Raw genomic sequence first — 21,309 nt, forward strand, 5'->3', positions numbered from 1 at the left:
TTAAAACTGTCTTTTTGGCAGATATTGTGTCATGTATTCGTCTAATTTCTTTTTGGCACAAGGTTTGTCTTTTTATAGACGTCCGTTCGAGACAAGGTTTCGAAGAGAAAGCAGACCCCCCCCGGCCGGATAAAAAGAAATCATTGAATAATAATAAATAAAAAAATAACAATCATGGGAAAAATTATTGGTATTGACTTAGGAACAACAAACTCTTGTGTTTCTGTATTTGAAGGTAACGAACCGGTAGTAATTGCAAACAGTGAAGGCAAGCGTACAACTCCTTCAGTAGTTGCTTTTGTAGATGGTGGCGAACGTAAGGTTGGTGATCCTGCTAAACGTCAGGCTATTACTAACCCGACGCGTACAATTTTCTCTATCAAACGTTTTATGGGCGAAAATTGGGATCAGGTTCAGAAAGAGGTAACTCGTGTTCCTTACAAAGTAGTGAAAGGTGATAACAATACTCCGCGTGTTGATATTGACGGACGTCTGTATACTCCGCAGGAAATCTCTGCCATGATTCTTCAGAAAATGAAGAAAACTGCCGAAGATTACTTGGGACAGGAAGTGACGGAAGCAGTCATCACCGTTCCTGCATATTTCTCCGACTCTCAGCGTCAGGCTACAAAAGAAGCCGGACAGATTGCAGGTCTTGAAGTAAAACGTATTGTAAACGAGCCGACGGCTGCTGCTCTTGCTTATGGTCTTGACAAGGCTCACAAAGATATGAAGATTGCCGTATTTGACCTTGGCGGTGGTACATTCGATATTTCTATCCTCGAATTTGGTGGTGGTGTATTTGAAGTGCTTTCTACAAACGGTGATACTCACTTGGGTGGTGACGATTTCGACCAGGTAATTATCAACTGGCTGGTAGAGGAATTCAAGAACGACGAAGGTGCCGACCTGACTCAAGACCCGATGGCTTTGCAACGTCTGAAAGAAGCTGCAGAAAAAGCTAAGATTGAACTTTCTTCTTCTACAAGTACTGAAATCAACTTGCCGTACATCATGCCGGTAGCTGGTGTACCCAAGCACTTGGTTAAGACATTGACTCGTGCCAAATTTGAATCTTTGGCTCACAATTTGATTCAGGCTTGTCTCGAACCTTGTAAGAAAGCTATGAGTGACGCTGGTTTGAACAACGCTGATATTGACGAAGTAATTCTTGTAGGTGGTTCTTCACGTATCCCGGCTGTACAGAAATTAGTAGAAGATTTCTTCGGCAAGGCTCCTTCTAAGGGTGTGAATCCGGATGAAGTGGTAGCTATCGGTGCTGCTGTGCAGGGTGCTGTTCTGACAGACGAAATCAAGGGTGTGGTATTGTTGGATGTTACTCCGTTGTCAATGGGTATCGAAACACTGGGTGGTGTAATGACTAAGTTAATTGACGCTAACACTACGATTCCGGCTCGTAAGAGTGAAACATTCTCTACTGCTGCCGACAATCAGACGGAAGTTACTATTCATGTATTGCAGGGCGAACGTCCGATGGCTGCACAGAACAAATCAATCGGTCAGTTCAACTTGACAGGTATTGCCCCGGCTCGTCGTGGCGTTCCTCAGATTGAGGTTACATTCGATATCGACGCCAACGGTATCTTGAAAGTATCTGCAAAAGATAAGGCTACCGGTAAAGAACAAGCTATCCGTATCGAAGCATCCAGTGGTTTGAGTAAGGAAGAAATCGAAAAGATGAAAGCCGAGGCTGAAGCTAATGCTGAAGCGGACAAGAAAGAACGTGAAAAGATTGATAAGTTGAATCAGGCTGACAGCGTAATCTTCCAGACTGAAAATCAGTTGAAGGAATTAGGCGATAAGCTGCCTGCTGACAAGAAAGCTCCGATTGAAGCTGCTCTGCAGAAACTGAAAGATGCTCACAAGGCTCAGGATTTGGCTGCTATCGGTTCTGCTATGTCAGAAGTTAATACAGCTTTCCAGGCTGCAAGTGCTGAAATGTATGCACAGAGCGGTGCGCAAGGTGGCGCACAGGCTGGTCCTGATATGAACGGTGGTGCTGGTCAGCAAGATACTAGCAAGCACGGAGATAATGTTCAGGATGCTGACTTTGAGGAAGTCAAATGATTCCGATAAGGAAACAGATAACAAACAATAAGCAAAAGCGTGCAGCTCAATGAGTTGCACGCTTTTTGCGTTTGTAGGGTTCATGGTTTCTATGTGTTTTCTATGGGCTTTTTTATCTCTTATTTGCGACATATTTGCGACAAGACAAAAAAGTAGATAATGTGGAACTAAATTCTACTTATCTATACTAATACATACTTAAAAGTAGATAATATGCCAACAATCGGATTTGAGATCAAAAGAAAGTGCAAAGTCTGCGGCAAGGTTTTCGTCGCAAAGACACTTGACAGCTATTATTGTTCCCCAAAATGTGGTAAAGTAGCTTGGAAGCGCAAAAAGGATGTAAAAGATAGAAATGCAAAATTAGAAGCCATTGCCCAACAAGTACCAGACATCAGAGAATATATTTCTGTAAAGGAGGCAGTAGCAATGTTTGGGGTAGAACGTAGTACTCTCTATCGCTTAATCAAATTGGGACGTATTCCAGTCATCAATTTGGGTACAAGGCTCACGCGTATCAAACGCTCCGAAATGGAACAACTTTTCCTAAAGAGATCGGAAAGTATTGCCGAAAAAGAAAAACCTGTTCCTAAAACATATAGCTTAGAGCCAGAGGACTGTTATACCATTACAGAGATTTGTGAGAAGTACCATATTAATGATAGTTCAGTATGGGCGCATGTTAGAAAATACTCTATTCCCTCACGACAAATAGGAAACTATGTATATGTACCCAAACAAGAAATAGACAATCTATATAAATCTGAAGTAGAATGAAGAAAGCATTACCAAACACCAAAGTGACCGTCAAACTCAGAAAATCAAATTATAAAGATGAGTGGTATCTGATTATAGAATCATACCCGGTTTACAAGCGAGGCTCTAAACGGGCAAGTCGTGTGGTTGAATCAATTAACCGGACTATATCCACACCTATTTGGGACAAGTCGTCCATTGCACGAATCTTGCCGGATGGAACATTCAATTATAAACCTAAACGTGATTTGAATGGAATCATCCAATGCCGTTCAACGATAGATCAAGAGGCTTGTATCTATGCCGACAATGTGCGTAAGTTACGGCAGCATGAATACGATAGCGCAATTCTATATACAGATAAAGAGAACGAAATCGCTGCACAAAACGAGCGAAGCGAACAAGACTTTATCAAGTACTTCAATAGCATTATCAGTAAAAGGCATCCCAATAGTTCCGATTCAATTATAGTCAACTGGAGACGTGTGGGCGAACTGTTGAAGATTTATTCTAAAGGACAACCAATCCCATTCAAGAACATATCCGTTAAACTACTTGAAGATATTAAGATGTTTCTGTTACGTGCTCCCATGGGAGGAAATAAAAAAGGAACGATCTCACAGAATACTGCATCTACCTATTTCTCTATACTCAAGGCCGGATTAAAACAAGCGTTCATTGATGAATATCTGACCGTTGATATAAGCGCGAAAGTAAAGGGGATAACAAACATAGAGAAACCTCGTGTTGCGCTTACCATGAATGAAGTACAGATGTTGGTTGATACTCCTTGCAAGGATGATGTTTTGAAACGTGCGTTCTTGTTCTCTATTCTCACTGGATTGCGGCATAGCGATATTCAAACTTTGAGATGGAAACAAATTCAGCAAACAAGCAAGGGTACATGGCAAGCAGTCGTAATTCAGCAAAAGACAAAAAGACCCGATTACAAGCCAGTCATTCAACAGGCACTTCAACTATGCGGCATACGTCCAGACGATGATGAAGCACTTGTTTTTGAAGGGTTGACTGATGCCTCTTGGATTTCTCGCCCGTTGAAAGTCTGGATAGAAGCATCCGGTATCAAGAAGCACATCACCTTCCATTGTGGCCGTCATAGCTATGCTTCATTGTTGCTGGAAAATGGCGTTGACATATACACTATCAAGTCTTTGATGGGACATACTAACGTCAAAACCACGCAGATTTATACGCACATCGTAAACGAACAAAAAGAGAAAGCCGCCAATACACTACATATAGAGAATTTGGATTTATAGGTTGTGGTGGTTTTATCCACCATTGAGCACCAATGACTTATGTAATACCAATCATATACTTACCACCGTTTACCCCTCATGAAGCATCGGCTTTTTGAGGGGTATTTTGTAGATTGAAGCTTTCGATAAGGAATGTGTTAGTCCCAATAGTGGTTTATTCCCCTTTTATTATGTCTTCCAATAAATTCTCGTATTAATGAAACTTAAATCTGTCAGTGGTAAATGAGCGGTTGATTGGTGGCGGTCAAGCACCTATTTAGCACCTATAAGCATCCCTATACTTTTGCGGCATAAACTTTAATACGAAGAAAAAATGGCCTATAAAGTAAATTCATTGGAGGAAATGCCGAATGCGTTGTCCTACCTGATTGAGTCCGTAGAAGTACTGCAATCCAAAGTAAATGCCTTGCAACATAAGCAGGCAAGTAACTCACCTAAGTGGATGGATATAGACGAACTTTGCGCTTATCTTCCATCACATCCAGCCAAACAAACGGTTTATGGATGGGTATCAACCAAACAGATTCCTGTACATAAAATAAATAAAGCGTTGGCTTTCCTGCAATCAGAGATTGATGATTGGTTGAAGAACAAATCACATAAGACACAAGATGACTTAATGGAAGAAGCCAGACGATTTGTCGAATCTAAAAAGATTATCAGATGATGGAAACGACAGACTATTGTTTTTCATTCTTTCGCAAGCTCATTCAAAACATCGAACCGATAAGGGCGGTAGGTATTGTGGATGTGTATCGTTATATCATCGGGCATTATGCCCAACCACAAACCGAAGCCCTGCGTTTGATGCTATCTTCTTCCGAAGCCAAAAGATACAAAGCCACTCATTTTGACTATTGTACTTTTTCGGGATTATTTCGCAAGCGTAATGAGAAGGAACTGATTATGCACTCAGGATTGATGTGTTTGGATTTCGATCATGTGGATAACATAGGGGAGTTAAAACAGCAACTGCTCAACCATGAGTATTTTGATACGGAACTGTTATTTGTCAGTCCATCTGGTAATGGATTGAAGTGGATAATACCTGTTGACTTGAAAGGCTGGGAACATTCCCGGTACTTTAAGGCTGTTGCCAACTGCATCAAAGCAACAGGTTTGCCATTAGTGGATATGTCCGGCAGTGATGTGGCTCGTTCATGCTTCTTATCCTACGACCCACAAGCATATATTAACCATAAATACAAAGATGATGTCGAAGAAAATATTTTCCGCCCAAGATTGGGAGAATGTCCCTTCTGAAATACAACAGGCACATACACCAAGTATTGTCCCTATATATAATAAGGTGGAGGAAGATGTGGAAAGTGTTGTTCGGGAGATAGAACAACGTTCCATTGATATAGCCCCTAATTATAAAGATTGGGTGGAGTTGGGCTTTGCGCTTGTGGATGGATTGGGAGAGAATGGACGGGAGTATTATCACCGTATCAGCAGGTTTTACCCTATCTATCAAAGGGAAGAAACGGATCAACAATATACGCATTGCCTGCACTCTAAAGGGCAAGGCATTACTATCCGTTCTTTCTTCCATTTGGCAAATCAAGCCGGAATCCCATTGGCTCCGTTCAGTAAAGAGCATTTATCCATTTTACCAAATATCCAAAATGGTAAAACGGGTAAATGGATAAAATCAGAAGAAGAACTTCCTGTATTTCCTGAATGTGTGTTTGAGCATCTTCCTCCTTTTCTAAATGAGGTTGTCAATAATTCCATTTCAGTAGATGACCGTGATACGATACTGATTGGGGCTATTGTGTGTTTGTCGGTCTGCTTTCATAATGTTTGTGGTGTTTACGATGAGCGCATTGTTTATCCGAATCTCTATCTGTTCGTTGTGGCAGATGCAGGTATGGGAAAAGGAGCATTGACCTTATGCCGGGAATTGGTAGCTCCCATCAATCGTAATTTGCATGAACTTTCCAAACGATTAGAGCAGGAATACAAAGAAGCGATGAGCGCTTATATCAAAGGTAAGAAAACTGATGAAATGACTATGCCAACAGAACCGCCCATGCGTATGCTCGTCATTCCTGCCAATAGTAGCGCAAGTTCTTTCTTGAAGATATTGGGGGATAATGACGGAATCGGGCTGTTGTTTGAATCGGAAGGAGACACATTAAGCCAGACTTTGAAGTCTGACTATGGTAACTATTCCGATGTGTTACGAAAGGCATTTCACCATGAGTTGGTAAGTTTGAGTCGGCGCAAGGACAGGGAGTATTGCGAAGTAGCTAATCCGAGAGTTTCGGTAGCTTTGGCTGGAACTCCAGAGCAAGTAAGAAAATTGATACCTGATGCGGAAAATGGATTGATGAGTCGCTTTTGTTTCTATATTATCCGCTTCAAACGAGGTATAAGAAATGTGTTTGCCACAAGCGACATTTCTCAATCCAAGAATGCCATGTTCAAACTGTTGGGAGATAAATTCTGTCATCTGCATAAAGAATTTGTGAGGCGGGGTAATTATTCCTTTTCTCTTCCCTCTGATTTGCAGGAACAGTTTATTGAATATCTCAGTCGTGTGAATGAGGAATGTTGTGACGAAGTGGATAACAAGATGCAAGGAGTAGTCAGACGGATGGGACTAATTGCTTATCGTATAATGATGATGTTAACCGCTGTCCGACATTTGGATAATGTGATTCACAAATCTTCTTCTGACGAGACTGTACAATTGGTTTGCCATGAGTTTGACTATTCCATAGCCATGAGTATTTGCGACACCCTGCTTTATCATGCCGTATTCATTTATCAGAATTTGTCAGGAAATCAGTCTAAACGATTCAATACCGTTTCGCAAGAGACAGGCGTTTATGCACGAAGGAACACCCTTTATAATATGTTGCCTGACACTTTCACAAAGAAAGATTATGATGCGGTGGTTTTAACTTTGGGCGAGAATGGAAGTACAGCAAATAAGTGGATAGAAGCCTTTATTAAAGATGGCAAGCTATGCCGGATAGAGCAGGGGAAATATAGGAAGATTTTTTGAGTGGCAAGTTTGTGTTTTAGTGTCACTAAAACCTATGCGGCAAGCGATAGAACTGCCACTCTCAAAAAAATAATTTATCAATATCGAGAATCAATATGAGTATAAAGGAAAAGAAACTTGGTGGTCGCCCAAAGTTGGCGAGCTATCAGAAACGTACCAAATGTTTTCGGGTAATGTTTACCGAGAACGACTATATTTATATCCAATCCAAAGCGGAACAGGCAGGATTGTCAGTCAATGAATTTTGCCATCAGGCAGCAATGGATTGTCAGGTCTGTCAACGTATCAGTCCGGAAATAGTATCGGCAATTCGTGACCTTTCCGGTATCGCCAATAACGTCAATCAGATTGCCCATCAGATGCACATCTATGGATTGGAAACAGTCAAACAACAGTGTTTTTCGATTATCTCGGAAGTTAGTAGAATTATCACCCAAGTAAAGAATACCTGTCATGATAGCGAAGATTAAAACAAGAGTTGATTTCGGAGGTATTGTAAACTATGCCAACGACCAAAAGAGCAAGAAGAAATGCGCTACACTTTTGGCGCACGAAGGAGTATGTGCCATTAGCAATAAGTTGATTGCCGATTCTTTTTACCTTCAAGCATCCATGCGCCCGAAAGTAAAGAGTCCTGTGAAGCACGTATCACTTGCTTTCTCTTTGCAAGATATTAGCCGTTTTCCAGATAATGAAGAAGGGGATGCGCTTATGGTGGAAATTGCCAAGAAATGGATGGAGCAAATGGGGATTCGCAATACTCAATATATCATAGCCCGGCATCACGACACGAAACATCCTCATTGTCATTTGGTATTCAATCGGATAAACAATGAAGGCAATCTCATTTCTGACAGTAATGAAAGAATACGCAATGCAAAAGTTTGTCGCGTTTTAACTAAAGAGTATGGACTTTACTTTGCCCCTAAAAATAGTAAAGCCAGAAATAAGAGTCGTTTGCGTCCTCATCAACTACGGAAGTATAATCTTCGTTCCTCTGTGCTTGACGCACGAGCAAATTCCCGTTCTTGGAATAGCTTTTTTAGTATTCTCAAAGGTTTGGGTATAGATATGCGTTTTAATCACGCTGAGAACTCGGATAAAATTTGTGGTATATCCTTCTGTCAGGATGAATATAGCATGGCTGGTTCTAAACTTGACCGTGATTTGAGTTTTAACAGTCTTTGTGCTACATTGGGTAATGTGGCAGCGGAACTGATTATTCAACCCCATCAAGCCATAATTCCCAGTGGAGGAGGTGGAGGAACCAACAATGAACAAGGATGGCGAAACGATAAAGATAAGGATAACCAAAGAAACGAACCTTTTTATAAAACCTCAAAACGTAGAAGATAATGAAAGAAGATGTAGTAGCTGCAAATCTTGCGAATTTGCGCCAAAGTATCAACGAGCTAAAAGAGTGTATTGAAAAACAGAATACTACAGTTCCTAAACCAGAACAATCTGTAAAAGTGGACTTTGACGAAAAGACCATTTATGATGGAATCGTCAAAAGTTTCTGTTCCTGTTGGAATGATGCGTTATCAGTGGTGAAGAAACATATCTGGAAGCAGCAACCTGATACATTGCCGTTTTCGCTATGGTTCCCGAAGCTTATTGAACTATTCAAACAGAAGTCTAAATTTCTAGAATATCTTTATAGACACGTTTGCGATTACAATCTCAATCGTATGACTATTGAAGCAAATACCGATTGCATATTAAAGCGGCAGGACGAGATACTTGTGAGAATCAATGAATTGAAAAGCCCTGTAACCATTATTCCACCAAATATCAATGGGATGTTTATACGGGGGCATCATATCAAACTTCGATATGTCGTAGTGTTTGTTATCATTATAGTTACATGGGCTGTTGCTGCATCAGTTAGTAGCATGAGGCATAGAGAAGAAGCCTTTGCGTATTATTCGATGTATCGGGTGGTGAATGAGCAGCATAAGAACTTGATAAAAAAGAAGATAGCAATAAAAAGGAAAAATTAGTATATGTTTTTACGTATATACTGTTTACTCCAATTTATCCTTTTACATCTCAATTAATTGTGAAGGGATTTTTTATATTGGTGTGTGTTAATATAAATTTTAGCGTTATGATTTACGGATACATTAGAGTAAGCAGTGATAAACAAACTGTAGAGAATCAGCGTTTTGAAATTAATAATTTCTGTGAGCGCAATAAACTAGTGATAGATGGTTGGATAGAGGAAACCATCAGTGGTACAAAATCTTATAGTAAGTGAGAACTTGGTAAACTTTTGAAACGTGTAAACAAGGATGACCTTATTATATGTGCCGAGTTGTCACGGCTTGGTAGGAATCTGTTCATGATCATGGAAATATTGAATATTTGCATGACTAAGGAATGTAAGGTTTGGACAATAAAAGACAACTATCGCTTAGGCGAAGACATCCAAAGTAAGGTGTTAGCTTTCGCCTTCGGTTTATCTGCGGAGATTGAGCGGAATCTTATTAGCCAGCGCACAAAAGAAGCCTTAGCAAGATTAAAGTCTGAGGGAAAGCCAATAGGGCGTGCTACTGGGCGTAGAAACAATCGCCCAAATTCGAAATGCGAAGCTAAACATCTCTTTATTGTAAAGCAGTTATCAGAAGGAGTAAGTATTCCAATAATAGCCAAAAAAATAAAAGTTGCGAGAGGAACTCTATATCGGTATTTGGCATATACTGGTATTCGTTTACCTACTAAATCTGTTAATGGCAGATGGGAAAGAGGAATCTATTAATATCGTCCAGTTTTTGAAGACAAATTCAGGAAAGAAAGGTGAAGGAATGCCAGTTGTCCGCAATCCTCAATTCTACTTTAGGGAGGGATTTTGTTGGATAGATGTAAATTCTACTTATCTTAAAGCAAGACTGAAAGGTAATGGCGTATTTGATGTTTTAAGTATGAGTTTATTCTCTATGAACCAAATACCTGATTGGTATTACGTTAGCCTTATTAATTCGGAGCTTATTAGTCTCTATGTAGATAATTTTGTGAACAATACATCTCATTTCCAAATAAATGATGCGAGGCAGTTACCAATCGTAATACCAAATTTAAAAATTTTGAATAAAATAGAACAGTTATGTAAAGAGGCGATTTGTTTAAAGAAAGATAGTTTTTCTTCCTTGGTTGATAGAACAACTGCGGAAGAAAAACTATTAGCATTGCAACGAGATTTGGATTATTATGTACAAGCAGAACTATATGGAATATAAGCATGCTATTAAATTGTCATTTTCCTCTTCTATTATTTCCAACTCTGATTGAATTGATATGTCTGTTGTTATACCTTTAGCAACAGACTTTTTTAACTCAAAAGCACTGGTAAATAATCTGTTACACGATTTTAATATCTCATTATCTGGAATTAATACAGGAATTAATTTAGCATCTCCTGTTGTACAATGAGAAGTCGAATTAATAAAATTATCAACGTATATAGCTGCAAATCTAGAGTTCATTAAAGAAATCAGATAGAACTCTGGAACCTGGTTGACACAAGAAAAGAAACTCATGCTTTCTGTGCTTTGTACAGTCTTTTCTTTCTTTTTGCATTTCATATATGTTGTCAAAACATTATTCCAACAAAATCCCTCTGTGTTTAGAGATTATAAATTTTCTCAACATAAGAATCCACTTCTTTCTGGATGACATCAAGAGCATTGTTCGTTGTGTGTCCTTTCTTTATTTTAATTGCATTTGAGACAAATGATTTTGCCTGCTCATCATCTGTCGATGTAGGAATGATGATGGGTAACTGACGTGCATCATTAATCTGAAATGTCTGAGTATTATTGACGAAGTTGTCAACATAATGACTAATCAAGGTTGAGTTTATCATTGTGATGATGTAGTCTTCTGAAAGCAAATTAGAAACTCCAAAAATGCTCATACTTTTGACGTCATGTATGCTTTTTTCTTTCTTACGGCACTTCAGAAACATTGTGTTTATATCACTCCAACACAATCCCTCCCTAAAGTAGAACGTATAACCTTGGTATCGCGCCCTTGGATCTGTCTTCAAAAACTGGACGTTCTACTTAGACCAAGCAATGGCAAATGGGGTTTCAAGATACCAGCGATTACCGTCTTTGTCTCCCTTGTCGTAAGGCACATAGAAGTTTTTTGAGGTATCAATGCCGTTCTCCTTCTCATCTTTGGTCAGCTCATCAACGTTTGCCAGTTCACTATCATCAATGATTTTATAGATATAGCCCTGTCCGAAAATGTCACGGCCATACTTCTCTTTGAGATTGTCGAAGAGGTTTGCTATTTCTTTTTCCGAGAGGGATGCCAAGAATTCCTTTTCGTTGGCATAGGCGTCCAATCCTTCCACCTTAATTTTCTTTTTCTTAATGGCTTCTACCAGTTTCTTGGGTCGTGACTCTATGATATTCTTCGCCCATTTTGTGGAACGGTGCACAGCAATGTACTTACCGTTGTTGGCCGTTGCAAGTCCTTGTCCTCCCTCTGTAAGGCAGCCCAATAAAGCAATATCGCCTGGTTTTAGGCTGGCACGATAGGCTTCCAACTCCTTATGGTTTTGAGAAATCTTCTTTGATGTCTCAATCTTGCTCCACCATTTGTCATATAGTTCTTTCACTTTCTTCCCATAGAGTTCATAGATGCGCAAATTCAGTGGCGTAGGTTTGAATATTACGGAGTTCTGCGCATTTATGAACATGCTTTGTTGAATAGGAGTGAACACAATGGGATGAGACAAATCTGCAGTACCATCATAGAAATTAACAATGTGCTCATCTACCATCGGCTGCTTAACAGTTTGTGTGATGCAGGTGTCAACCATTGCTGCTTCAAAAGGATTGGCTGTATCAAAAATATAGCGAATGGTATTTGACAACAATAAATCTCTCATATTGCGCTTGGTCTGTGTCGTCCAAAACGTCTTTGGTGTGATATAAGTTAGTGTTCCACCATCTTTACAGAGAGCCAATCCTTTGAATGTAAAAAGATTGTATGTGTCATCAGAAAAGCCAAACTCCTTTTCATACTTCACTTTGTCTTCTTCCTTTACTCCTTTAGTAGAAATATATGGCGGATTACCAATCACTATGTCAAACTTCTCTTTAAGACAGAACATCCATTCGGGGTCAAAGAAGGAAGACACTGAATTTTGGTCATATGGATTCCATTCCGTTATCTGCTTGACTGCGGCTTCAAATCCTGTGATTTCGCCTTTGTTCTGCTCTTTGGCAATTTCTGCTTTTGTCGCTTTTATGCGTACTGTCAGTTCCTTGCGCTTCTTCTTGTTGATGTCCTCACGAAACAAAGAGTCAGGATGCTCTACTACACCGAACAGTGTTTGCTCTACGGGATGAGTTTTGTCTACCCACACTTCATCCTTGTACAATTCCCATTCATCAGAGAGTTGCTGCAAGAGTCGTTCATGTGCTGCAATTTTTTCAAGGTCAGGCTTTTGGGCATGGCTGACTATATAGTCGAGCAGCTGTTGGCGGGTGGCATTGTCTTGACGCTCACTTCGTTTCTTGGCTACACGACCTTTCGCAAGGAAGTGGTCGTTGCGGATACAGAGCAGTTTTTCTTTCATGCTATCCAGTTTCTCGTCGTTCGTCCAATCGTCCTCGTAGTTGCGTATATTGGCACTGATGAGCGTGTTGGCTGCAACGAACTTTGTTTCCAGGTTAGGAAGAGTGTTGATGCCAAAGTTCGTTTCGGGAGAACTAAAGTCGATGTCATTCTGCTCGCAGATAAGCGAGATGAAGAAACGCAGTTTACATATAAGCATGGCGATTGGCTGGATATCAACGCCATAGACACAATTCTCAATGATAGTGAGTTTGAGTTGGTAGCGGTCGACCGTATCTCCCTTGAGCAACTCTATGATGTCAACAATACGCAAGAGACACCCCATGGGGAACGCTCCCGAGCCGCAGGCTGGGTCGAGTATCTTGACTTGTTTGAGCGCGTTGGCGATAGCATCCTTGTTGCTATCTGTCCAATCTGTAGAAACGGTTCTCTCTTTAAATAGTGCATTCAATTTTTCTTCGCTTATTCGGTCGAGTCGTTTGCCAAGGAGATAACTCTTTATGGCCTCGTCCACCATATAGTCGACGATGGGACGCGGCGTATAGAATGAGCCAGTGGATTTGCGTGCCGATTCCTGTGTTTCGGGATTGTATGCCGCTAAAAGGTTCTCGAACACACGACCGAGCAATTCGGGGTCAAGCGATATGACGGCTCCGTAGGCGAGTTCTCTTCGATGGTGAAGTTGTATTGCTTCAACAAATTAATGAGTCCAGGTTGGTCTTCATCATCATTAAAGAAAAGAATGTTGGGAACAAACGCCCGATACTTGAAGTTACCATTAGATGATTTGGTAGCATTGCGGCTAAAGCCGTCATAAAAAATGTCATATTCTTGGTTGAGATACAAATCTTTGGGTTTGTCGAGACACTCAAAGAGTCCACCGTTCAGAAACGGAACGTGGGCAAAGAGAGTCAGTATCTCCTCTTCTTTCTGTTGGAACATTTCCTTGTAGCGGTAAAGGTTCCGTGTATCACGTCCAGACTTGGAGGCAGCAAAACAGCGAGGATTGCCCTCCTCATCGATAATGGCACAGTTGAGCGTGGCAAAAAAGAGGTTTTGCAGGATGGCATTATAGTAGTTGCCATCAATGTGCGATGTTTCATCAAAGTCAACAAGAATGGACTTTAACTGTTTCGGGTTAAAGATACTGTCAGGCACCAGTCCTTTCTGTTTAATGAACCACACGAAGAGCAGACGTGTTATCATGCGTATCAACTTGACATTGATGTTCTCTCGGTCATCCTTCTCGGTGTTGGGATTGTTGGGGAAGGTGACGTTTATATCCTCAGACAAAGCCCACAAATACCAATTGTAGAGCTTGTTATAAAAATCTTTCGATAGTGCTTCCACGGAGAACGCTTCCTTGATGTTGGTAAAAGAAAGACCTTTCTGTTGCAAGTCGATGAAACGGGCTACTGGTGTGTTATAATGACTTCCTTTGTCACCCAGTACAAAAGTGTAACGTTTAGGCGATGTTGCCTCACCATTAATATCACAAATGAATGACAAACGCCAATGGTCGCCACTATCAAATACCACCAATGCCGCATCAAATTCGCCCCAAGTAGGGTTGATAAATGATTTTACGAGATTGCGAAGTCCTACACGTTTATTTGCGACAGAGCCTTGACGGATATTATAATGAAACAAACCTATACGGTAACTATCAGTAGTATTTATGTTACCTAAATAGTAGCCTTCATCCGAAGTGTTCTCAATAATTCTTTCAGGCTTCTCTTTCAATTCACTTGCATTGAAAAAGTGTTGCGAAAAGCTATACCATTGTGTCAAGTTGAATGACGATTGGAATATGTTTCTTAAACTATCTGAGGTATATATAGTTGCCATAGTAATATTGGTTTATAGTGAGTGATTTATTTGAAACTCTCTGAAATAATGATTTGTGGATTGGAAATATCTTGGGCATCGTGGCGTTGCTCCTTGTTCATCGTCTGATACTCGCTAAGTAGTTCCGAAATTTTGTTTTGTAAACTATACTCGTTTTGTTTCATCTTTGCACGGTCGTTCTTGTATTCACGAGACAAAGTTTTCAAGTAACGAGGTAGTTGGGCATAGATACCTTCATTGATATATCCCATCAACACATCGCATTGTGATTTCAATTCATTATCGGTTGTTATCTGCTTGATAGTACGCAAGAACTTGTTGGCTTCAAGCGAAGTCTTGTCAAGGTCAGTGCGGTTGATGGATGATGTATCGGCAGCCTCCACATATTCGGTCGTATATTGAGCTAATGCACTATTTACATGTTTGTAGTGTTGCTCTTCTTTAGAAAATGGCACAGGCTGTTCTTCTGGCTTCGCTTTGAGATATTTTACTGCTTCAAGGAAGTCAATAACCTCCACACTAGTTGCTGATGCCAAATAGAACTCTGTTTTAACATTGGAAGAAACAAATATTATAGACTTACCGCTATGCTTTCCTGTATCACGCATTACACGGCTCTTCATTGGCAGTGCCTTGATTTTGTGATACAGTTTGCGGTCGCTATTATAGAGTTCACGTACCTCACGCAATAGGGCAATTTTCTTGTCAATGCTATCCTTTACATTGCTATCGAACATCTGGAACTCCTTTACAATCTCCTCTTTGGAGTAGATTTGTGCATCTTCGCCAAATGCCGAATGGAAACCTTGCAACTTGACAAGGGCATTCTTATATAACTGAATTTCTTTATCTCCCTGTTGAGATGGGTAGAACATATAGTTGTAGATGTTGGTAGCAACTGATCCGATACGGTTTACACGACCGATGCGCTGCATCAATCGGGTAGCGTTCCAAGGTGAATCATAATTGACAATCACATTAGAACGATGCAAGTTCACACCTTCCGCTAACACATCAGAGGTAATGATAATGTTGTACCTCATAGAATCGCTGTCAAAGTTTGCATCAAAATTTTCCTTGATGGTCTGCCCCAAACGATTGCGGTTGGCTGCTGTAACCATTAAGACATCGGAACGACCAATTTCCTTTGTAAGTCTATCGTACAAATAGTTCAGTGTATCTACACTTTCGGAGAACAATACCAATTTGCCCGATGGATTTCTCTCTTTATCGAAGAAGTTATGAGTAAGGTTTTCTTGGAACTTATCGAATTTTGGGTCGTCATTTTCTTTCTCCCAATCTGCATTGAGTTGTTCCAATATCTCACGGTCGTGATGGAGCATTTCAACAAAGTCGGAACTGAAAGCATCTGCGGTAAAGAGTATATCTTCTGTGGCATATCCTTTTGTAATAGCATACTCTATAATCTCGTCAAGTTCCATATTCTTTGCTTGAAGATCTTTTACTTTCAAGTCAGGAGCAATGATAACCTTGTCCTCTTCAAACATCTTAATCATATCGGTTGTGATACGAAGAAGTGTGCGGAGCGACTTCTTGAAAGCATAGAAACTACTCTCCAATCGCTTTACCATATGGACACGATAGATAGCTGCCAATGTCTGACCGATATGTACAGCATTCTTGTACTTGTTACGATATTCAGGCTTCAAAAACTCTACTGCACGATAACGAGCATAAGTTAGTCCCTTGCCCTCTGGATTCTCATCTGTTTTCCCGTCGGTTAATTGTTTCAATGTTTCGTAGAAACGATTACTTGTGTCGGAGTCCATCACGTACTCCAATTCGTTAGGTGGCAGAATATTGGGGAATATGATGCCCTGAGACTTGATGTCTGCTCTATAATCAGGGTCATTTAGAATGTTGTTGCGTGTACGACGAACTGTTACTTTGTCGATAACCTTACTACGGATTTGCTCATATATTTTATCCACTTCGGATGTAACATCACGCTGGTCACGTTCACGCATCAATCGCTTGTAGTCCAATATGTATTCTGAGAAGAAACCTTTGAGGTTTGGAACTCCATCAATGGTACAACTCTGACTGTTTTGGAACAGCAATAATTGATTCTGCAAATCATCGGGACGGTTGTTGAGCGGAGTTGCTGAAAGAAGCATCACTTTCTTCTGTGAACTCTTCAATAAACCCATATTTATGCAAGGAGACTTGCATATCTTCTGCAACTCGTCATACTTGCCCGAACTATCGCTACGGAAACCGTGTGCTTCATCGACAATGATTAGATCAAACTCCTCTTTATCCTTGTAGTTGTCTTTACCGTCAAGAACTTTGGATAGGCTACCATTAGTGATAAACTGAGCTTTTTTGTAGATGCCGAACAACTTGAATGTATTTCTCCAGTTGTCTTCCAGAGCAGGAGGATAAACAACAAGGATATTGGTGTTTTTACCGTTAGCCTCTACAAATCGCTTGGCTATCATTGTAGCAATCATAGTCTTTCCCAAACCTACAACATCAGCAAGAAACAAGCCGTTATGCTGCATCAGCATCTGATAGCCTTGAATAACGGCATCTTTTTGATATTTCAAATCCTTGACACCATCGGGCAACTGAATAGAAAAATCATCTTCCACTTGGTCGCCAAAAGTATCGATAAGCACTTTTATGTATAGTTCGTATGGCGTTGGCTGATAACCCAAATATGTTTTCTTCTTGTACTCTTCAATATCTTCTACAGTCAATGGCACAGCTTCATTCCACAAAGCCCAAAACTCATCAGAGCAATACTTCACATCGTCAAAGTCTTTCATCGCTACATTAAGTTCGTATTGTGGTGGTTGCTTAATGCCTAAACCCGAATCAGAGATATTTGACGATCCCATAATAACCCAACCATCGCTATGTTCGCTATGATTTTGTGGCAAACAGAGATAGAATTTAGCGTGCAAGTTTTTAGTAGCGTGGATACGCATTTGTAAGCGTCCTGAAACAAGGTCTTCACACATCTGTAAAATACCCTCTTCTACTTCAGGAGAATATTGGGCATTAATAATGTCCTCTTTGAAGCCGTTGTGATAGATTTCTTTCGCTTTATCTTCGTCTGCTAACATCAATAGAGCTTTATTGTGTTTGCGAAAAATATCATCAATATTAATACCTACCAATATTTTAATTTCTGATACATTACCCAACTCTTTTCGTAATTTAAAATAACCAGATGAGCGAAAAAATCCAACAACTGCTAAAAAACTATCGAAATTTATCATATCAGCAGCAATACCTTTGAATTTATCAAACAAGGTGTTTCCTGTGCTGTTTGTGAAAAATTTTGTACTCATTATTATTCGTGTTAAAATTTAATTAGAAATAAGTGACGCTAATAATACTAATTGTTATTGAGCATTTTCTTTTTCTCTCCTTTCCTTAACTTTCTCCAATCCCGGCATCTTTTTAGCCAATGCACTTTCTCCAGCAGGAAAATAGAGAGGAAAAACTTTATATAAGAAACCCACAACTTCACTACGGCTTTTATCCATATTGTAAAAAGCAGAGCAGACAAAGTACATTAGTTCTTGCTGACTACATGTTTCTTTGGGCTGTATGCTTATTGAGGGAGCAACTATCAAGTCATGTTCAGCAAATGATAGAGCACTGGCAAGAATAGCTTCCTGTTCTTCTTCGGTAAACATCTTTATTTTCCCAGCTAACCATTCAAGCTCTCTTTGCCGGAGTGCTTGTTGTTTTTCGTTTTGATGCTCCAATAGGATTGCTACATTTTCTTGTTGCTTTTCTGTCAAGGCGTTTTCTAATGCTTGGTTCTTTCGTTTAAGAACGTTGAATTTTAGCAAAGCAGCAATGTACATACAGAAATATCCTATTGCAATATCGAATATTAGGACAAGCAGATAATTGTTACTTGAGTTTTGTTGCCCACTATTCACTAAATATATTCAGTGAAACTTAGTTTTATAGGTTGTCTTTGTATATCAAATATTTGCAGATGTTTTCATTTAGTTTGAATACTCACGAAATTTCACGGTTTTAGAAAATATTGGTACTATTTGATACCATATTTCGGGATATATTTTGTACCTTTGCATCACAGTAATCAAGATATATCGCGTATGGATTTCATCTTCATCAAATCATCCAAGGCCGGAAAGGAGGACTACGGTTCCATCTATGCCCGTGTGCGCACCGGAAAGGCGAACATGAAGGTCGTGACGGGCTTCACCATCAAACAGCTTGAATGGGAAAAGTACCGCAGCCTGCAATACACCTCGTCAGCCCTGATGTCGAGCATCGGGATAAAGTACGGGCAGTTCGCCCAAGTCCTCGCGAGGATAAAGGCGGCATTTGAGGCGGACGGCTTCAATCCCAAGGAGGCCAAGAACATCATCGAGAGCGTGAAACACGACGTGCTCAACGGGATGATGCAGATTGTGGAGGTCAAGCCCAAAGGCAGGATGCTGTTCGATGATTTCCTTACCTCTTATATAGAAGACATGGAAACCGGACGGCGCACCAAGAAAGGCCGTACCGTGAAAGTATCACCTGCCTATATAAAAGGTCTGCGCATCATTCAAGGGCAAATCCGAAATTACCAAAAGGAAACACACCGCAAACTCGGATTGGATGACATGACGATGGAGACACGCAACAGCCTTGTCGGTTACTGGAAGGAACGGGGCTTGATGCCCAACGCCATCAACTCGTACATGACCGATGTCCGCACGGTGGCAAAGGCGGCCTACGAGGACAAGCTGACCAAATGCGATGATTTCCGTCATTTCGACTTCGTGCCGAAAAAGGAGGAGGTGGACAACATCTATCTCACGCCGGAACAGATACAGGAAATGCTCGACCTTGACCTTTCCACCAAGGAAACTGTAAAAAAGAGACTGGAATCACTCGACATCAGCGAGGACGAGAAATTGGCACAACTTTCCAAATGCCGCATCACTCATATCAGGACACTGGAGCACGTAAGGGACATTTTCATTGTGGGCTGTCTGACCGGGCAGCGTGTGTCCGACTATTCAAGGATATGCGAGGACATGATAACGGAAATCGGCGGCACGGAGTTCATACTCATCACCCAGCAGAAGACGGAAAAGAAAGTCTATATCCCCGTTGACAGGCGCGTGAGAGCCATTCTCGCCAAGTATGACGGCAAGTTGCCCCCGATTCATCCCAATGAAATGAACAAACTGGTGAAGACCATCGGCCTGTTGCTCGGCTGGACACATGACTGCGGCTTTGATGAGAAGCGTCTCAACCCCAAACGTGGAAGGAGGTTCTGCGACATGCTCCTTTCCCATACAGCTCGGAGAAGTTTCGCCACCAACGCGTATAAGGCTGGTGTCCCTCTTCCTTCCATCCAAGCCATCACCGGACACAGCAGCGAGGCGCAACTGCGCCGCTACCTGAAACTGGACGCGGAGGAAAAGGCCGTCATTGCGTTAAAGGATTTCAAGGGTATCATCGAAATATAAGGAGGTGCTTATGGAGAAATCAAGGTTTGACATCATCAGCGACCTGTTCAAGCTGTCCAACGTAATCAGTGAGAGCCTGAAACTTGCGGAATCGCTTTACAACAAATCTTCCGGCAGTGACGAAACAGATTGCAAGGATATTTGCCGGAACATCAGATACAGCCTGAAGCCCCTGCCTTTTCTTTTGGCCGGCATCAGGGAATATGTCACCGAACACGAGGACAAGGAGCTGGCACGGAAATTCGTCGGGCTGCACGATGACACGAAAAGGCTTCATGACATCTGTTCCAAATATGCGGACTTGAACAAGGCGGCTTTCCGTACTGGGGTGGCTTACCTGAGCATGGAAGTCATAAGGCAATACTTCTTTCCCGAAAAAGGACAGGAGCAAGTATCGCCGGAATGTTCTGATATTTCTCCCAAACCAATGACACGTACCGAAGCCACCGACTGCATCGACACCATCCTTTCCGCAATACGGAAGTGTGCAAAGGATCCAGACGGGAACAGAGGGAAAGAAATGTATGCCATGCTTGCCAAAGTGGACAAGGCGAAAATCCAAGCCGTCAAGGAGTATATTGTCAATGCCAACGACAAGGATTTGGCGCAACTCTTCACGGAATATTTTGCAGAAGCCGTCCACCTTTCCATGCTGCCCCAAAATGATGATGTGAAAGCGCAGTCCGCCGGAATAAAGATGTTCCATATCGCCATGACGATGGGATATGTCAAAAGAAACGTGCTGCATGAGAACGAGTCCAAGTTGGCAATATCCCAAACAATACCCTCTTGCACAGAAGAAGTATCATCCGATTTTACCGCCACAGATACAATGCAAGGCGGCACGTTTAGCACGACCGCACAAGTTCCCGTTTTAAGGCTGTACCGTTTCCTTACCACCTTTACCGTACAGAGCGGCCCCGACAAGGGCAAACCTCTATTGGATGGAAATGCCGTTTCCGACCGGGATTTCCTCCGTGCCGTCATGCGTGCCGACTACTCCACGATATACGACAGTTGCGTGAAAGGCAAGATGCGTTGTGTCGCCATCCTGCTGTCCAAAGCCTACTTCAAGGACTGGAAAGGTTACAGGGAAGTCGCAGCCCGTTCTATGGGTCTGACACCCGAAAGCCTCGCCAAGTATAACGTGGAGAAAACCTTTATAACGAAGCTCAAAAAGCTGCTTCCCATGATAAAATAGTGACATAACCCACAGGTGGCTACAATTCACCACAACCCACAGACTTCCACA

The 21,309-nt window shown here is 41.2% G+C and carries 15 protein-coding genes and 2 pseudogenes; 13 read left to right on the forward strand and 4 right to left on the reverse strand.

Translation table 11 applies throughout. The annotated features are described in order from the left end of the window. Nucleotides 1-174 precede the first annotated feature (174 nt). The 11 genes and pseudogenes from dnaK to QZ331_RS07230 all read left to right on the forward strand — a co-directional run bounded on the left by dnaK (nucleotide 175) and on the right by QZ331_RS07230 (nucleotide 10,379). Nucleotides 175-2,088 carry a molecular chaperone DnaK gene (dnaK, locus tag QZ331_RS07180; RefSeq protein ID WP_294629270.1) on the forward strand — a complete coding sequence of 638 codons (1,914 nt, stop codon included), beginning with the start codon at nucleotides 175-177 and terminating at the stop codon, nucleotides 2,086-2,088. Between the two features lie 213 nt (nucleotides 2,089-2,301). Then, nucleotides 2,302-2,865, forward strand: a complete 564-nt coding sequence (locus tag QZ331_RS07185) for a helix-turn-helix domain-containing protein (protein ID WP_118419035.1) — start codon at nucleotides 2,302-2,304, stop codon at nucleotides 2,863-2,865. Then, nucleotides 2,862-4,124 carry a site-specific integrase gene (locus tag QZ331_RS07190; protein WP_118419036.1) on the forward strand — a complete coding sequence of 421 codons (1,263 nt, stop codon included), beginning with the start codon at nucleotides 2,862-2,864 and terminating at the stop codon, nucleotides 4,122-4,124. The genes QZ331_RS07185 and QZ331_RS07190 overlap by 4 nt, the downstream gene beginning before the upstream one ends. A 313-nt stretch (nucleotides 4,125-4,437) precedes the next feature. Then, nucleotides 4,438-4,791 carry a helix-turn-helix domain-containing protein gene (locus QZ331_RS07195; RefSeq protein ID WP_004313943.1) on the forward strand — a complete coding sequence of 118 codons (354 nt, stop codon included), beginning with the start codon at nucleotides 4,438-4,440 and terminating at the stop codon, nucleotides 4,789-4,791. After that, on the forward strand, nucleotides 4,788-5,387 hold the full coding sequence (locus QZ331_RS07200) for a BT4734/BF3469 family protein (protein WP_118419037.1): 600 nt from the start codon (nucleotides 4,788-4,790) through the stop codon (nucleotides 5,385-5,387). The genes QZ331_RS07195 and QZ331_RS07200 overlap by 4 nt, the downstream gene beginning before the upstream one ends. Continuing rightward, nucleotides 5,338-7,140 carry a DUF3987 domain-containing protein gene (locus QZ331_RS07205; protein ID WP_009276698.1) on the forward strand — a complete coding sequence of 601 codons (1,803 nt, stop codon included), beginning with the start codon at nucleotides 5,338-5,340 and terminating at the stop codon, nucleotides 7,138-7,140. The genes QZ331_RS07200 and QZ331_RS07205 overlap by 50 nt, the downstream gene beginning before the upstream one ends. Nucleotides 7,141-7,235: 95 nt before the next feature. Further along, complete coding sequence (locus tag QZ331_RS07210; RefSeq protein ID WP_009276697.1) at nucleotides 7,236-7,610, forward strand: MobC family plasmid mobilization relaxosome protein; 375 nt, start codon at nucleotides 7,236-7,238, stop codon at nucleotides 7,608-7,610. After that, complete coding sequence (locus QZ331_RS07215) at nucleotides 7,594-8,496, forward strand: relaxase/mobilization nuclease domain-containing protein (RefSeq protein WP_118419039.1); 903 nt, start codon at nucleotides 7,594-7,596, stop codon at nucleotides 8,494-8,496. The genes QZ331_RS07210 and QZ331_RS07215 overlap by 17 nt, the downstream gene beginning before the upstream one ends. Continuing rightward, nucleotides 8,496-9,143 carry a hypothetical protein gene (locus QZ331_RS07220; RefSeq protein WP_294629271.1) on the forward strand — a complete coding sequence of 216 codons (648 nt, stop codon included), beginning with the start codon at nucleotides 8,496-8,498 and terminating at the stop codon, nucleotides 9,141-9,143. The genes QZ331_RS07215 and QZ331_RS07220 overlap by 1 nt, the downstream gene beginning before the upstream one ends. A 107-nt stretch (nucleotides 9,144-9,250) precedes the next feature. After that, nucleotides 9,251-9,901: pseudogene (locus tag QZ331_RS07225) on the forward strand (master DNA invertase Mpi family serine-type recombinase). Beyond that, nucleotides 9,873-10,379, forward strand: coding sequence for a BREX-1 system adenine-specific DNA-methyltransferase PglX (locus tag QZ331_RS07230; RefSeq protein WP_243636240.1), 507 nt, complete (start codon nucleotides 9,873-9,875; stop codon nucleotides 10,377-10,379). Before QZ331_RS07225 ends, QZ331_RS07230 begins: the two are co-directional and overlap by 29 nt. Here the strand turns inward: QZ331_RS07230 and QZ331_RS07235 are convergent. The 4 genes and pseudogenes from QZ331_RS07235 to QZ331_RS07260 form a co-directional block, all read right to left on the reverse strand. After that, complete coding sequence (locus QZ331_RS07235) at nucleotides 10,365-10,724, reverse strand: hypothetical protein (protein ID WP_050551128.1); 360 nt, start codon at nucleotides 10,722-10,724, stop codon at nucleotides 10,365-10,367. The genes QZ331_RS07230 and QZ331_RS07235 overlap by 15 nt on opposite strands. Before the next feature lie 41 nt (nucleotides 10,725-10,765). Beyond that, nucleotides 10,766-14,580 (reverse strand): annotated as a pseudogene (locus tag QZ331_RS14445) (Eco57I restriction-modification methylase domain-containing protein). A gap of 26 nt (nucleotides 14,581-14,606) precedes the next feature. Continuing rightward, the gene (locus tag QZ331_RS07255; protein WP_008771008.1) at nucleotides 14,607-17,900 is read right to left on the reverse strand and encodes a helicase-related protein; all 3,294 of its coding nucleotides are present in this window, start codon (nucleotides 17,898-17,900) and stop codon (nucleotides 14,607-14,609) included. Nucleotides 17,901-17,954: 54 nt separating this feature from the next. Then, complete coding sequence (locus tag QZ331_RS07260) at nucleotides 17,955-18,512, reverse strand: hypothetical protein (RefSeq protein ID WP_294629298.1); 558 nt, start codon at nucleotides 18,510-18,512, stop codon at nucleotides 17,955-17,957. A gap of 174 nt (nucleotides 18,513-18,686) precedes the next feature. Between QZ331_RS07260 and QZ331_RS07265 the strand changes: the two genes are divergently transcribed. Beyond that, nucleotides 18,687-20,057, forward strand: a complete 1,371-nt coding sequence (locus QZ331_RS07265; protein ID WP_294629274.1) for a site-specific integrase — start codon at nucleotides 18,687-18,689, stop codon at nucleotides 20,055-20,057. A 10-nt stretch (nucleotides 20,058-20,067) separates the two neighbouring features. Continuing rightward, the gene (locus QZ331_RS07270) at nucleotides 20,068-21,258 is read left to right on the forward strand and encodes a hypothetical protein (protein WP_294629275.1); all 1,191 of its coding nucleotides are present in this window, start codon (nucleotides 20,068-20,070) and stop codon (nucleotides 21,256-21,258) included. The last annotated feature ends 51 nt before the right edge of the window (nucleotides 21,259-21,309 follow it).

Origin of the sequence: uncultured Bacteroides sp., assembly GCF_910586915.1 — a bacterium.
Taxonomy (GTDB): Bacteria; Bacteroidota; Bacteroidia; order Bacteroidales; family Bacteroidaceae; genus Bacteroides.

Bases quoted from the DNA above. Each gene is read 5' to 3' on its own strand.
- dnaK (WP_294629270.1), top strand. From the start codon at position 175: ATGGGAAAAATTATTGGTATTGACTTAGGAACAACAAACTCTTGTGTT.
- QZ331_RS07185 (WP_118419035.1), top strand. From the start codon at position 2,302: ATGCCAACAATCGGATTTGAGATCAAAAGAAAGTGCAAAGTCTGCGGC.
- QZ331_RS07190 (WP_118419036.1), top strand. From the start codon at position 2,862: ATGAAGAAAGCATTACCAAACACCAAAGTGACCGTCAAACTCAGAAAA.
- QZ331_RS07195 (WP_004313943.1), top strand. From the start codon at position 4,438: ATGGCCTATAAAGTAAATTCATTGGAGGAAATGCCGAATGCGTTGTCC.
- QZ331_RS07200 (WP_118419037.1), top strand. From the start codon at position 4,788: ATGATGGAAACGACAGACTATTGTTTTTCATTCTTTCGCAAGCTCATT.
- QZ331_RS07205 (WP_009276698.1), top strand. From the start codon at position 5,338: ATGTCGAAGAAAATATTTTCCGCCCAAGATTGGGAGAATGTCCCTTCT.
- QZ331_RS07210 (WP_009276697.1), top strand. From the start codon at position 7,236: ATGAGTATAAAGGAAAAGAAACTTGGTGGTCGCCCAAAGTTGGCGAGC.
- QZ331_RS07215 (WP_118419039.1), top strand. From the start codon at position 7,594: ATGATAGCGAAGATTAAAACAAGAGTTGATTTCGGAGGTATTGTAAAC.
- QZ331_RS07220 (WP_294629271.1), top strand. From the start codon at position 8,496: ATGAAAGAAGATGTAGTAGCTGCAAATCTTGCGAATTTGCGCCAAAGT.
- QZ331_RS07230 (WP_243636240.1), top strand. From the start codon at position 9,873: ATGGCAGATGGGAAAGAGGAATCTATTAATATCGTCCAGTTTTTGAAG.
- QZ331_RS07235 (WP_050551128.1), bottom strand. From the start codon at position 10,724: ATGAAATGCAAAAAGAAAGAAAAGACTGTACAAAGCACAGAAAGCATG.
- QZ331_RS07255 (WP_008771008.1), bottom strand. From the start codon at position 17,900: ATGAGTACAAAATTTTTCACAAACAGCACAGGAAACACCTTGTTTGAT.
- QZ331_RS07265 (WP_294629274.1), top strand. From the start codon at position 18,687: ATGGATTTCATCTTCATCAAATCATCCAAGGCCGGAAAGGAGGACTAC.
- QZ331_RS07270 (WP_294629275.1), top strand. From the start codon at position 20,068: ATGGAGAAATCAAGGTTTGACATCATCAGCGACCTGTTCAAGCTGTCC.